Origin of the sequence: Streptomyces sp. SID3212, from assembly GCF_009865405.1 — a bacterium.
Lineage (GTDB): Bacteria > Actinomycetota > Actinomycetes > Streptomycetales > Streptomycetaceae > Streptomyces.
Genome location: NZ_WWJY01000901.1, coordinates 1 through 13,706 on the forward strand (window position 1 = coordinate 1; position 13,706 = coordinate 13,706).

The following is a 13,706-nucleotide window of genomic DNA, read 5'->3' on the forward strand; positions in this document are numbered from 1 at the left end:
GGAGTGGGACAGCGGGAGGGGAGGGGGAGGTAGCTGGAGGGGGGACCTAGCGGGACCCGGGGAGTGGGAGGTAGGGGGCGTTCCGTACCGTGGAGGGGTGTATCGCTTCCTGGTGACTCCCCACTGGTGGGGGATCAATCTGTTCGTCGTCCTGGCGATCCCCGTATGCATCTTCATGGGCACCTGGCAGCTCGGGCGCTTCGAGGATCGTGTCGCCACCCAGAACGCGGCCGAGAAGAGGCCCGACCCCGCCGGACAGGACGCCGCCCCCCTGGCGAAGCTGCTGCCCGTCGACCAGGAGACCTCCGGCCGGCACACGACGGCGACGGGCCGGTACGGCGACCAGTTCCTCGTACCGGACCGGGAGTTGGACGGGAAGGACGGCTCGTACGTCCTGACCATGCTGCGTACGGACAGCGGCAAGGCGCTTCCCGTCGTGCGCGGCTGGCTGGCGGACGGCAAGAAGGTGCCCGCGCCGCCGGCCGGTGAGGTCACCGTGAGCGGTGCGCTCCAGGCGTCCGAGACCTCTGGTTCCACCGGGGTACACACGAGTGGCGGGCTGCCGCCGGGGCAGCTCGGGATGATCAGCGCGGCGTCGCTCATCAACGTCGTGCCGTATCCGGTGTACGACGCCTGGGTCACCGTCAGTCAGGCGTCGCGGGGGCTGCTTCCCGTACCGGCCACGGCGGCGGAGAACACCGGGCTCGACCTGAAGGCGTTCCAGAACCTCGGTTACACGGGTGAGTGGTTCGTGTTCGCGGGGTTCGTGGTCTTCATGTGGTTCCGGTTGTTCCGGCGTGAGGTGGAGAGCGCGAAGGACCGGGCGCTCGGGCTGGACCTGGGGTTGGACACCGCCGCCTGAGCGGCTGCGCGTGAGCGGTTGCGCGTGAGCGGTTGCGCGTGAGCGGTTGCGCGTGAGCGGTTCGGTTGCCGCCGAACGGCTGCTTGAACCTGTCGGTCCAGGCCCCCGGCCTCCAGCCCTGTTGGCCCCAGCCCGCAGCCCTTGCCGCCCTCGCCCTCGCCCCCTACGACGGCGGGAGCACGCCCGTGCGGTAGATCGTGCCCGCGCACGCGTTCGGGATCGTCGCCTGGGCGACCGGAGAGCCTGGTTCCGCCGTGTGGGAGACGGTGACGCTGCCGTCCTCCGTGCCGCCGTCGTCGGTGAGCAGCTGGGGGGCGGTGTTGGTCGTGTCCGTGCCGGACGTGGCGCCCGAGCCCGGGTTGGAGGCGCTCCCACCGCTGCCGCCGCTGCCGCCCGACGACACGTTGTCCGTCGGCGAGGGGTCCGGGGAGGGGTCCGTCGTCGGACAGGTGTCGGCCGGCACCCAGGCGAACTGCACCTCGTAGGCACTGTTCGGCGCGAGGACCAGCGCGGACGCTTCCTGGGACGGGTCCGGCAGGCCGCTCGCCTGGTCGCCCGCCGTGTGCTGCACGACCGCGATCCTGCCCGGGTCGGCCGCGCCCGCCGCCGTGAAGTTGAAGGAGCCCTTGCCGGCGACCGAGCAGTCGCTTCCCGAGACGTTGGCGACGCGGAAGGTCCCGTACACCGTGCCGTCCGCCGTCGGCGTGCCGGCCTGGGCCGTCACGACGTTGAGCTGGCCCGGGTCGCACACGGGTGACGAGGCGGCGAGGGTGTTGTCCGGCTGCGCCACACCCCCCGTACCGCCGTCGACGGAGCCCGATGCCGTGTCCGTGGGCTCGTCGGGACTGTCGGACGCGTTCGGGTCCTCCGACGCCTTGCCCGGCAGGTGGTCGGTGTCCTTCTGGATCCCGCCCGAGGACTTCTCGCTGCCGCCGTCGCCCTGGTCCCTCGTACCGTGACCGGCGTTGATGGCGCTGCTGTCCGACGCGCTGCCGGAGTTGGCGACATGGACGAACGCCGGAATCGCCGTACCGCACAGCAACGCGGCAGCCGCCACGCCGACCATCGCCTGGCGCTTCCTGGCACGCCGGGTGGGGACCGCCCTGCGGAGGTGGTCGAGCGCGCCGTCGGACGGCTCCAGGTCCTCCACCGCCGTGTGGAACAGCCGGCGCAGCGCCAGCTCGTCGTCCCCGGAGTCGGAAGCGGGAGAGAGGAGGGAAGCAAGGCCGGCGCCCGTAGCAGCGCCGGTGCCCGCACCGGCGCCGGTGCCCGTACCAGCCCCGTTGTCGCCGCCGAGGGCCCTGCCCGGGCCACTCAGCTCGTTCTCCGGCACCTTGTTCACAATTCCGTTTCCAGTCAGGTCGTTCATCAGGGCGTCGAGCTCGTCGCCCGGCCGGTGGTCGGTCGCGCGGTTTCCCGGGTGGTTTCCCGCGTGATCCTCCGCGTGGTCCCGCTCACGGGCTTCCTCACGGTCTCTCGCGCGGTCCCGGTCACGGTCCCCGTCCCGGTTCCCCTCGCGGTTCCCGTCGTGGTCCCACCCGCCCGGCCCCCGCCGTGCGTTCTCCCGGCCGTCTCCGTCACCCCGGCCGTTCGTACGGCCGAAGCCGCGCCCTTTCATGCCTGTGCCTCCATCACGACGCGCAGCGCCTTGATGCCCCGCGAGCCGTACGCCTTCACCGAACCCAGCGATATCCCGAGGGTCTCGGCGACCTGCGCCTCCGTCATGTCCGCGAAATACCGGAGCACCAGCACTTCGCGCTGCCGCCGCTGGAGCCCGCGCATCGCCTTGATCAGCGCGTCCCGCTCCAGCTGGTCGTACGCCCCCTCCTCCGCGCTCGCCATGTCGGGCATCGGCTTGGAGAGGAGCTTGAGTCCCAGGATCCGCCGCCGCAGCGCGGAACGGGAGAGGTTCACGACCGTCTGGCGGAGATACGCCAACGTCTTCTCCGGCTCCCGTACGCGATTGCGCGCGGAGTGCACCCGGATGAAGGCTTCCTGTACGACGTCCTCGCACGAGGCGGTGTCGTCCAGGAGCAGGGCGGCGAGACCGAGCAGCGAACGGTAGTGAGCGCGGTAGGTCTCCGTGAGGTGGTCGACGGTCGTACCCGCCGCCACCGTGTCGTCGCTCCCGTCGCGCTGGGACGGAACGCGGGTGGAACGCGCGGCGGGCATGCGGGCGATCACCGGCATTCCGCCGGGCGCACGCGGACGCCGGACGGGGCGCACTGCCGCGCCGCGCACCGGGACGATCGCTGTGATGTCGAGAACCTCTGCCACGCCTGTTGGACACGCTCCCCCCCGTCAGGGTTGTACGCGTGTGCCCACCCATTTGACGTTGCACCAAATACCGTCATGCGTACCTGATCTCCCCCAATGCCCCATTTGCTCGCGGCACCCCGCACCCCCACAGGCGCGACCGCAAAGACGCCTCCCGGCGAGCGAGCGGTTGCGGAACTCCCGAAGGAAACTCACAGAAAGACTGATACGCATCGTCGGACACGACGACATAGCAGATCAAGTGGTACAGACCATCGTCTTGATCACAGGGTGTTCACAGATCCTACAAACACTTAAGGATCCGGGGCTTCCGGTTTTCTCCCGACCGCGCGCGGCTCAGGGGGAGTTCAGCCCTTCAAGGGAGAGTTCAGCCCTTCGAGAGCTCGACCGCCACCGCCTCGGCGATCTGCGCCACGTTGAGGGCCGCGCCCTTACGGAGGTTGTCGCCGCAGACGAAGAGTTCCAGGGCCCGGGGGTCGTCCAGCGACCGCCGTACGCGCCCCACCCACGTCGGATCCGTACCCACCACGTCCGCGGGCGTGGGGAAATCGCCCGCGCCCGGGTTGTCGAACAGCACCACGCCCGGCGCGGTCGCCAGGATCTCGTGCGCCCGGTCGACCGTGATCTCCTGCTCGAAGCGCGCGTGCACAGCCGCCGAGTGGGCGGTGATCACGGGGACGTTGACGCAGGTCGCGGAGATCCGCAGGCCGGGCAGGTCCAGGATCTTGCGGATCTCGTCGCGGATCGCCAGCTCCTCGGACGACCAGCCGCCGCCCTGGAGCGAACCGGCCCACGGCACCACGTTCAGGGCCAGCGGGGCGGGGAAGGGCCCGGTGGTGTCCCCCACCGCGCGGCGTACGTCGCCCGGATGCGTACCCAGATCCGTACCGGCGACGAGCGAGAGCTGGTCGCGCAGTGCGGAGACGCCGTCCTGGCCGGCGGCGCTGACGGCGAGGTACGACGAGACGACCAGTTCCCGCACCCCGAACTCGGCGTGCAGCGCGCCCACCGCGACAACCATCGACAGCGTGGCGCAGCCCGGACTCGCGACGATGCCGCGCGGACGGGACCGTACGGCATGGGCGTTGAGCTCAGGAACCACCAGCGGAACGTCCGGATCCATCCGGAAAGCCGCTGAATTGTCCACCACGACCGCGCCCTTGGCGACGGCGACGGGTGCCCACTGGGTGGACACGTCGTCCGGTACGAGGAACACCGCGACGTCCACCCCGTCGAGCGCCTGCTCGGTGAGCGCGAGGACCTCGGTCTCCCGGCCCCGTACGGACAGCTTGCGGCCGTTCGTACGGGGCGAGGCGATGAGCCGGATGTCGCCCCAGACGTCGGCGTGCTGCGACAGGATCTGGAGCATGACGGCGCCGACGGCACCGGTCGCACCCACGACCGCGAGCGTCGGCTTTCCGTTCATCGTCCGGTGCCTTCATTCGTCGTACGCGTACGAGGCCTGCGCCCGCCGTTCATCGCCCCGTGCCTCCGTAGACCACCGCTTCGTCGGAGTCGCTGTCGAGGCCGAAGGCGGTGTGGACGGCACGTACCGCCTCCGTCACCTCGTCCGCGCGGGTGACGACCGAGATGCGGATCTCACTGGTCGAGATCAGCTCGATGTTCACGCCCGCGTTCGACAGCGCCTCGAAGAAGCCCGCTGTCACCCCCGGGTTGGTCTTCATCCCGGCGCCGACCAGCGAGATCTTGGCGATCTGGTCGTCGTACCGCAGCGAGTCGAAGCCGATCTTCGCCTTCGTCTTCTCCAGCGCGTCGATCGCCTTGCGCCCCTCGGACTTGGGCAGCGTGAAGGAGATGTCGGTCAGACCGGTCGCCGCGGCGGACACGTTCTGCACGATCATGTCGATGTTGATCTCGTTGTCCGCGATGGCGCGGAAGATCGTGGCGGCCTCGCCGGGCTTGTCGGGGACGCCGACGACCGTGATCTTCGCCTCGGAGGTGTCGTGGGCGACACCGGAGATGATGGCCTGCTCCACCTTGCGGTCCCCTTGCGGTTCGTGACTGAGCGGTTCGCGATTGAGCGGTTCGTGGCTGACCCACGTGCCCGGCAGCCCCGAGAAGGAGGAGCGGACGTGGATCGGGATGTTGTAACGGCGCGCGTACTCGACACAGCGGTGCAGCAGCACCTTCGAGCCGGAACTCGCCAGCTCCAGCATGTCCTCGAAGGAGATCCACTCGATCTTGCGGGCCTTCGTCACCACCCGCGGGTCGGCGGTGAAGACGCCGTCGACGTCGGTGTAGATCTCGCAGACCTCGGCGTCCAGCGCGGCGGCGAGGGCGACGGCGGTGGTGTCGGAGCCGCCCCGCCCCAGGGTGGTGATGTCCTTCTTGTCCTGGGACACCCCCTGGAATCCGGCGACGATGGCGATGTTGCCCTCGTCCAGCGCCGTACGGATCCGGCCCGGCGTGACATCGATGATGCGCGCCTTGTTGTGGACCGAGTCCGTGATGACGCCGGCCTGGCTGCCGGTGAACGACTGGGCCTCGTGGCCCAGGTTTTTGATCGCCATGGCCAGCAGCGCCATGGAGATGCGCTCTCCCGCGGTCAGCAGCATGTCGAACTCGCGCCCGGCAGGGATCGGGGACACCTGCTCGGCGAGATCGATCAGCTCGTCCGTCGTGTCGCCCATCGCCGAGACCACGACGACGACCTGGTGGCCGTTCTTCTTGGCGTCGACGATTCGCTTGGCGACCCGCTTGATGCCCTCGGCATCGGCTACGGAGGAGCCTCCGTACTTCTGCACGACAAGGCCCACGTGCGCTCCTCGCTCAATCCATCACTACTGTCGGCTCAGTCTAACGAGCGGCCGTACGACGCCCCTGCTATATCACATCGTGAGATGTCCCGCTCACTGAATGATCACCCGGGGTCGGCGCCGCCGCTCGGTGAGCATGCATGCCCGCGATCACCGGGGCCACGCGGAACGTAAGCCACGTCACACCACAGAGCGACGAGCCGAAGCGACGAAAGAGTCGTACGCGAGGGTTGTAGGCGAGGGTTACGCGAGCGTTGTACGGGAGGGTTGTACGGGAACGCGTCTCGATCGGACGGCTCTGGCGTTGCGTGAGCATCACAATCGCGGGGGCGGGTCTCATTTCTTGATCATGGGACGGCAAAGAAACGTACTTTCGGTCGACCAACAGAATTCCGCCAGCATCTGCGTGTCGCCGAAGGGTGAACGTCGGGCGGGGGGACCGTTGTTCACCGAGACCCAGAGGAACCGTTTCATGCGCAGCACCACCACCACTGCCCGCACCACCGGCGCCCGTACCACCGCGTCCCGTACCACCCTCGCGGGCAGCGCCCTCGTCCGCCGTACCGCCGTCGCCGCGTCCGCCCTCTCGCTCGCCCTGCTGGTCAGCGCCTGCGGCGGCTCCGACGACAGCTCGGCCGACTCCGACAAGAAGGCCGGCAAGTCCGCCGACAAGTCCAAGTCGAGCGCGGCGGCCAAGCCCGCGGCGGACGCGGCCGACGCCACCGCCCTGCCCCAGGCCGAGCTGGACAAGCTGGTGCTGGTCGAGGGCGACGTGAAGGGCTACAAGATCGCCAAGGCGTCCGCGGCCGAGATCGCCATCGGGAAGGGCATCACCACCGACAACGAGGCGTGCACCCCGCTGGTCGACGTCCTCGGCTTCCGGCCGTTGGGCAAGCCCGCCGCGTCCTCGCCCGTCAGGCTCACGAGCGTCCCGGAGAAGCCGGGCGCCGACGCCTCGCCCGAGGACGCGCTGGCGGCCCTCGGCGACATGACGATCGCCGCCGAGACCCTCAACTCGTACGCCGGTCAGGGCGCCCCGGAGGCGCTGGAGGCGCTGAGCGCGGCGGGCAAGGCGTGCGCGGGAGGCTTCACGTACACCGCCGACGGGGAGAAGACGAAGGTCACGAAGGTCGCCCCGGCCACCTACACGGCCGGCGACGAGGCGGTCGCCTTCACCGTGACCACGGAGATGGAGGGCGAGACCACCGCGTCGCCGCTGGTGGCGGTGCGCAAGGACGGCCTGCTCGCGACGTTCATGTCGATCAACCTGGGCGGCGGCGAGAGCAAGCAGCCCAAGGACATCATCGACGCGCAGCTGGCCAAGCTCGGCTGATCGCCTCCCGGCAGAACTCGCAGCCCGTCCCGGCGTCGCGCCGGGACGGGTTCGCGCCGGTGTGCGGCTGATTGGCGGCGGCGGACAGGGGCGGTACGGGGGTGTCCGCCCCGCCCCTCGCCGCCGCCTGGACCAGTACGCCGCCGGCCACCGCCAGGCTCCGCGCGGTGAGCGCGCCCACGGCGAGGGCGGTACGCCGTACGCGCCAGGCGTGTTCGGTACGGCGCGTGGCGGGGAACGCGGCGGTGGAGAGGGTCGGGCAGGCGGGCGCGGTCGTCGGGCCGGTCGCACGTGCCACGCGCGTCGCACGTTTCATACGTTTCATGCGTTTCACACGTACAGGCATGAGCGATCGAGTCCATTCCGACGACGTTTGTCCGTTTGTTTAACGCGCAACCAAACTACCCGACCATGTCCGGCGAGCTACCCCACCAGACCCGTGATCTTCCAGAGCGAGCCGCCGCCGCTGACGACATCGGTCGCGTAGGCGTCGCCGCTCTTGTCGACCTTGAAGAAGACGGAGTTGAGGCCGCGCAGGGTGGCGATCTCGACGGCCTGGCCGGTGACCGGATTCAGCCGGGTCACCTCCGAGCCCACGGCGAAGTACACCTGCCCGTCGCTCCCGACGGAGATGGACGTCGGCTCGTACTGCTCCTTGGCGAGGCTCTTGACCGCGCCGGTGGTCAGGTCGGTCTGGAGGATGCGCCCGGTCATCATGTCGGCGGTGTAGGCGAGGCCCTTGCCGTCGAGCGCGATGCCCTGGGAGAGGCCGAGGCCGGAGGCGACGACGCGTACGGGCTGCCCCGCCCGTACCTCGTACAACTTCCCGGCACCACCGGTCGCGTACGTGACACCCACCGCGCTGTGGACGATGCCGTGCAGCGGTCCCAGCCCGCCGGCCAGCAACTCCTGGGAACCGGTGGCCAGGTTCACCTTCCGCAGATTCCCGTCGAAGTCACCGACGTACGCACTGCCGTTGCCGTCCAGGTCGACCCCACGGAGATTGCCCAGGCCCCTGGCGACGGTGGTCGTGGCACCGGTGGCGAGGGCGACCTTGCGGAGGTCGCCGTTGGAGTACGTGATGTACGCGTTGCCGCTCGCGTCGACCACGGAGGTGACGGGCTCTCCGAGCCCGGAGACGAGGGAACGGCACGAGACGGAAGGGCAGTTGACGACGGCGGGTGCGACGGCCGGGGCGACTGCGGGTGCGGCGGCGCTGGTGGCATTCGCCGTGTTCCCGGAGACACCACCGGTGAGGACAAGAGCCCCGGCCGCGAGGGTCCCCATGGCGACGGCAGTGAGGCGCACGCGCCAGGTCGGTCGGGAGGTGCCGGTCGAACTTGCCGAAGAAGCAGTCACGATCGAGTCCATTCCGTGTCGGGGCCGAGTGCACGACCGCACAGATGTACGGCCGTACGTGCCATCCAGTACGCCGGGAGCAGCCAAGGTCACCCCGCCCACCCCCACCAGACATACGGCCCCGGGATCCCCAGAGTTCAACACCCGTCAGAAAGCGGCCGGAACTACTCGGCCGCGCGCCCCGGACGGCACTCGGGCGGCACTCAGTCCGCGTAATGCTTGAGCTTCTCCGTGTCGAGGGTGATGCCGACGGGGCCGGGGAGTTCGACAAGGGCGCCGAAGGGCCGGGTGGTGACGGCCCGGTACACACCGTTCTCCGGTTCCGAGTGGACCGTGACAGAAGACGCGTCCCTGTCGACGAGCAGATGGACGGGGATCCCGGCAGCCGCGTACCCGTCGGGCTTCTCGACGCGGTCGCGACTATCGGTATCGGCGGCGTACGACGTGACCTCGGCGACCAACAGCACACCGTCGGGTGCGGCCCATTCCCCGGCGCCGACGAAGTGGTCGTCGGGCGCGAGTGTCCCATCCGGCCGGGCCCGCCCGTTGCCGTACGTATCGACCTTCAGCCCTTGCTTCGTGTACAGCCACAGCTCGGGCCTGTGCTGGATGCACTGCTTCTGCAACCACTTCACGATCTCGTTGTGGTTACCGTCCGGCACGGCCTTGACCTGGACCTTTCCCTTGATGAACTCCAGCCGCACCCTTTCGGGCGCGTGGCGTGCAAGCTCTTCGAATTCCTCGATCGACATCTGAGGCCCGGCCCGGTCAGCGGATGGGGGGTCATGGCGCCGCACGCTCATTCCGCCCTCGCCTGCCCGAGAGGCGCGTGCATCTGCTGTGGAATTGGGCGGGCCTTGAAGCCGGCCATGGCTCGGCACTCGTCGGCGCGGCGGGCGACGTTCACCTGGGCGGGGACGGCGAGGAACGTGTCCGGTACGCGGTCGATGACCACGCCCGCGTCCTCGGCCGCGTCGTACGCCGCCATCTCCTCGCGGCAGTCCAGGCACACGCCCCGGATCAGCGGCTTCACGTTGTCCGCGACGTCGCAGGTCATGCAGACCATGACCGCGAGGTTGACGTGGGCGGGGGCGTGGAACGGCTCGGGCGGCATCTTGTTCTCCAGTCGGGTACGGGCGATCGCCCCCGGGCTGCGCAACGGCTGCGGCAGCCCGGCGGTCAGCGAACGCACCAGGTGATCGGGCGTCGCCCCCCGCGCCAGCCACTCGGCGGCGAGGGATTCGAGCGCGGCGCACTCGCGGGCGGACAGGGTCATACGGGGCTCGGTGCGCCCGAGCCGGGCGAGGATGCGGTACGCCTCCGAGGGGGCGGGCCGTTGGGGCGCGGGTGCGGGTGCGGGTGCGGGTGCGGGTGTGGCGGCCGGTTCTACGGGTGCGGATGCGAATGCGGGCGCGGGCGTGGGCGTGGCAGCGGGCTGTACGGGTTCGGCCCGAACGGGCACGTCGGGAGCGGGCACGTTGTGAGCGCGCGCGGCCTCCGCCGCCTTCTTCCGGCGCTCCAGCTCGGTGAGGTCAACCCCGTGCAACCGCCCCACGAACGCGGTCCACCACGCGTCATCCCTGGACGTACGCGAGAAGTACGTGTGCGTCACCCAGCGGAAACTGTTGTCCTCCAGCCGGAGATGCTCCTTCACGCGCCGCAGATGCCCGGCGTCGGAGAGGAAGTTCAGCGCCTTGCCGCACGCCTGCTGGCCGTAGTCGGCGATGTTCGCCGCGAGGGCCTTGTACCCGATCGCGGCACCCTCGGGCAGACGATCGATGTACGCGGCGATCGCCGCTTCCCTCGTGCGCAGATGTACGAAGTCGGCCTCGCCACGCGGGCATTGGTCGGGCGCGCAGCGCTTTCCGTACCCGGGATTGGCCGGGGGGTGTGCGGGCGCGGGCAGGGCAGCACTAAAGTCGGTGAAAGCCACGATCGAAGTCGCAATCGATTCGTTGGTCAGGTCCCGGGGCCCGGTGTTGGCGCACCGGCCGGGGCCGCTCAATGCTCCGAACGCTAAACGGTCACCACGCTGCGGCGCAAGCCGAGCACGGAAAGTCATCTCGCCTGGTCCGCGAGGGACTTGGGTGGGGGGTTGGGTTCCCACCACCTCCCACTCCTATGGGAAGAGCCCGAGCCCCGGGACCCGAAACCCGAGGCTCAAGCCCCGGGCCGACCTGCGGGATCGCGTGCGCGGCGGGTGTGGGCGGCGCGTTCAGTTGGCGTGGGGCGCCGACCAGAAGTCCGAGTGGACGTTGGGGTACGGAATCTGAACCCCGGCGTAGGCAGGCCCGTTGGGCTTGCTGGCCGGCTCGGCCACCACTGATTGCTCGACACACGGCGTGTCCGCTTCGAAGAAGGCCTGGCCCTTGTCGCCGATGATCAGACCGATCGTGAATCCGTCGGGCGTCTTCGCGTAGATGTCGGGAGAATCCACGCTGCGGTTCACGGAGATGATGTCGAACCCGCTCTTCTTCCAGAACCGTTCGATGACGCCCAGGAAGCTGCCGCGCCGTTGTTCCGAGATGACGGTCAGCACGACCCGTCGGCGAACCACGTCGCAGCTCCCTGCGGATGTGTCGTCGTGGGCCCACTGGACCTCCGGCCGGATCGCTCCGAACGTGGCATCCAGCAGCGAGTCCGAACGTTCGGCCGCCTCCTGCATGTTCATGGTGGCCGCGACTCCCTTGTCATTTCCGGTGTTCCCGCATCCAGCGAGCAGTACGGCCGCCAGTAGCAGGACGGGGACACATCTCGCCGACCGCTTCATCGCCATTCCTGCGTCTCCAACTGCTCCGGCCTTCCCGCGACAATCCTGGCGATATTTCCTGCGGACACCCGATCCTCTTCCGGTGAGAAGTAGTTGGAATGCGCTGGGGTGGGTCCCTGCCCGTCGACGAACGGCCGGGGTCCGTCTGCGACACGGAAGCGTCTGGCACCGAAGGCCTCGCTCGCCGGGTCTCTGCCGAACCACAGATCGTCGTCGCCCCGGTCCGCGATGTCACCCGCGGCATACGCACCTGCGGGGCCGGCCACGACGAAGCCCGCCCCGCCTGCCCAGGCCTGCCGCGAGGACGGGAGCTTGGTCACCGGGTCGTTCTCGGCCGCTCCGACGAAGACGTGGTCCTTGCCCACACCGAGATCCTCAGCCTTGTCGGCACCGGTGCCCGGGCTGCCGAGCAGGACGATGTCGTCCGCGCCAGGAATGCCGCCCTCGCGTTGAGCCGCCGTACCGACCGTGAATGAGCCGTAGGAGTGGCCGATCGCCGTGAGATGCGGATCTTTGTGCGTGTTGGTGGCGCCCAGACCGTCCATGAAACTGTTGTAGGCGGGGGCTCCTCGTGCCGCGTCGCCCTCGCCCATGACGTCCAGACTCTGAGGAGCGTCATAGCCCAGCCACACAATCGCGGCGGAGGATCTGTCGTGCATCCGTGCGCCCTTCGCGGTGTCGAAACCGCGATTCAGGGTCCCCTCCGCGAACTCCCCATCGAGCTTCGTCCCCAGCCCCGGCACGTACGCCGACACATTCCGCGACGCGTCAGGGTTCCCGTACGCCACGATCGCGCGGCCGTTGCCCTCTGTTCCGATGCCCAGCAGGAACATCGGCACGCGGCTGGGCTCGTTCAGCCTCTTCTCGATGCCCCGAAGGCCCTCCAGCTTCGCCTTCGCGTCCTCTCCGCCCTGTTTCTCCAACTGGTCGATGAGGACCGGGAGGTAGTGGCGGTTTGCCTCGTCTCGGGCCGGGGACGGGATGCCGTCCAGGTTGCCGATCAGGTCGGGGGCGACCTCCATGTAGTCGTTGCGTTGTTCCTCCGTCAGGGAGTTCCACCACGCGTTGACCGCCTGGGGGGACCGCTCCGACGGGATGCCGCGTTCCAGGTAGCGTTCCGCCGTCCTGCGGACCGTTGCCGTGTCCCGGGTGGTGTCCGACAGCGTCGCTTCGGTGACGTCCAGGCCTTTCGCGGCCTTGAGGTTGTTCAGGGCCCGGGTGTAGCGGTCGTCGGTCTCCGTCGCCGACCTCACCGCCCTCGCGATGCGGTCCGCGATGGCTTGGGCCTTGGCCGCGTTCGGGTTGAGGGCGGGAGGGGTCGTCCCTAAGGGCGCTGTGTATTCGTCTGTCAGGCCCGGGAGTTGGAGCGCCTGCGTCGCGTTACCCCTTGCTTTTCCCCCTGGGGACTTCCCCGTGCCCAGTGCGTCGCCCAGGTACGTGGTCGCCTCCGCCGGCGGGTAGTTCACCCCGCCGTCCGGGTGGACCGTGAACCCGAGCGCCGCCGCGTCCTCCAGCGCCTCCGTCAGTTCCCGCTGTGCCCTGGTCAGTTCGGTCGACAGGCCGTTCAGCGTCGTCCTGATCAGCGCCGCCTCGGTGTGTACGTACTGGTAGTTCCGGCTCAGCCTGCGCAGCCTCGCGATCGCCGCCCGCGCCGACTCGCTCTCCTGCGTCTCCCGCAGTTTCGCCGTCATCGCCCGGTCCACCGCGTCCCGGTCCGCCTCCGCCCGCGCCGACACCTCGTGCCAGCCGTCGCCCGCCTGCTCGAACTCCGAGGGTTTCAGGTCCCGTAATCGCTGCCAGGTCAGAGTGGAGTCGGTCGTCATCCGCGTGCCCTGACCGCCTGGAGCGCGGACCTCACCGCCGCGTCCGTCTCCCCTATCTCCTTGCCCACCTGGTTCAACGCCCGCGCCAGGTAGCCGCATTCACCACGCACCGCGGTGAGGCGTTCCTCCCAGGAGGCCAGTACCGCCGTGGCCGCCGCCACCGCCGACAACCCCTGCCCGCCGACCACCACACCCTCGTGCGCGGGTCGCAGGCGGGCGCGGCTCCGTTCGGTGGTCGTCCGCAGCGTGTTCGCCGTACCTGACGCCCTCGTCCACGGGCCGGTGGTGTGGCGTAATCCTTGCGAGTCAGCAGGCCGGGGCGCGGGCGTCGGCGGGGCCGCGCCTGGTTCCGACAGGCCAAGTTCCGGCAGCCCAGGTTCCGGCAGGCCAAGATCCGACAGCGCGAATACCTGCTGCCATCCCTGCGAGTACCGCACCGTCGCACTCCCGCACCACATCCATCGCGGTGCGCGTTCACACCGTCGCTCAGCGTGACACTAGCGCG

General features: G+C 69.5%; 13 protein-coding genes. 2 read left to right on the forward strand and 11 right to left on the reverse strand.

The features are described from left to right. Positions 1–97: 97 nt before the first annotated feature. Entirely contained in the window at positions 98–862 is a 765-nt protein-coding gene (locus GT042_RS26770) for an SURF1 family protein (protein WP_161311289.1), read from the forward strand. 163 nt (positions 863–1,025) lie between these two features. Here GT042_RS26770 and GT042_RS26775 read toward each other — a convergent pair whose 3' ends face one another. The 4 genes from GT042_RS26775 to GT042_RS26790 form a co-directional block, all read right to left on the reverse strand. After that, positions 1,026–2,480, reverse strand: a complete 1,455-nt coding sequence (locus GT042_RS26775; protein ID WP_237531216.1) for a hypothetical protein — start codon at positions 2,478–2,480, stop codon at positions 1,026–1,028. Then, positions 2,477–3,052 (reverse strand): SigE family RNA polymerase sigma factor, encoded by a 576-nt coding sequence (locus GT042_RS26780; protein WP_161311308.1) that lies wholly within the window; start codon positions 3,050–3,052, stop codon positions 2,477–2,479. Before GT042_RS26780 ends, GT042_RS26775 begins: the two co-directional genes overlap by 4 nt. A 454-nt stretch (positions 3,053–3,506) precedes the next feature. Then, entirely contained in the window at positions 3,507–4,565 is a 1,059-nt protein-coding gene (locus GT042_RS26785) for an aspartate-semialdehyde dehydrogenase (RefSeq protein ID WP_161311290.1), read from the reverse strand. 49 nt (positions 4,566–4,614) lie between these two features. Further along, positions 4,615–5,916, reverse strand: a complete 1,302-nt coding sequence (locus GT042_RS26790; RefSeq protein WP_161311291.1) for an aspartate kinase — start codon at positions 5,914–5,916, stop codon at positions 4,615–4,617. Between the two features lie 472 nt (positions 5,917–6,388). On the opposite strand from GT042_RS26790, the gene GT042_RS26795 reads away from it, so the two are divergent. Next, entirely contained in the window at positions 6,389–7,249 is an 861-nt protein-coding gene (locus GT042_RS26795) for a hypothetical protein (protein ID WP_161311292.1), read from the forward strand. Here GT042_RS26795 and GT042_RS26800 read toward each other — a convergent pair. The 7 genes from GT042_RS26800 to GT042_RS39435 form a co-directional block, all read right to left on the reverse strand. Beyond that, entirely contained in the window at positions 7,218–7,547 is a 330-nt protein-coding gene (locus tag GT042_RS26800) for a hypothetical protein (protein WP_161311293.1), read from the reverse strand. The genes GT042_RS26795 and GT042_RS26800 overlap by 32 nt on opposite strands. Positions 7,548–7,672: 125 nt before the next feature. Next, positions 7,673–8,557: a hypothetical protein gene (locus GT042_RS26805; protein WP_161311294.1), complete on the reverse strand. Its 885-nt coding sequence runs from the start codon at positions 8,555–8,557 to the stop codon at positions 7,673–7,675. Between the two features lie 254 nt (positions 8,558–8,811). Then, a complete protein-coding gene (locus tag GT042_RS26810; RefSeq protein WP_237531217.1) occupies positions 8,812–9,360 on the reverse strand; it encodes a Uma2 family endonuclease in 549 nt (182 codons plus the stop codon). Between the two features lie 47 nt (positions 9,361–9,407). Continuing rightward, positions 9,408–10,541, reverse strand: coding sequence for a hypothetical protein (locus tag GT042_RS26815; RefSeq protein WP_161311296.1), 1,134 nt, complete (start codon positions 10,539–10,541; stop codon positions 9,408–9,410). Between the two features lie 282 nt (positions 10,542–10,823). Then, positions 10,824–11,273 (reverse strand): hypothetical protein, encoded by a 450-nt coding sequence (locus GT042_RS26820; protein WP_345943929.1) that lies wholly within the window; start codon positions 11,271–11,273, stop codon positions 10,824–10,826. 101 nt (positions 11,274–11,374) lie between these two features. Further along, positions 11,375–13,201, reverse strand: a complete 1,827-nt coding sequence (locus GT042_RS26825; protein WP_161311298.1) for an alpha/beta hydrolase — start codon at positions 13,199–13,201, stop codon at positions 11,375–11,377. Further along, the gene (locus tag GT042_RS39435; protein ID WP_237531218.1) at positions 13,198–13,389 is read right to left on the reverse strand and encodes a hypothetical protein; all 192 of its coding nucleotides are present in this window, start codon (positions 13,387–13,389) and stop codon (positions 13,198–13,200) included. The genes GT042_RS26825 and GT042_RS39435 overlap by 4 nt, the downstream gene beginning before the upstream one ends. Between the last annotated feature and the right edge of the window lie 317 nt (positions 13,390–13,706).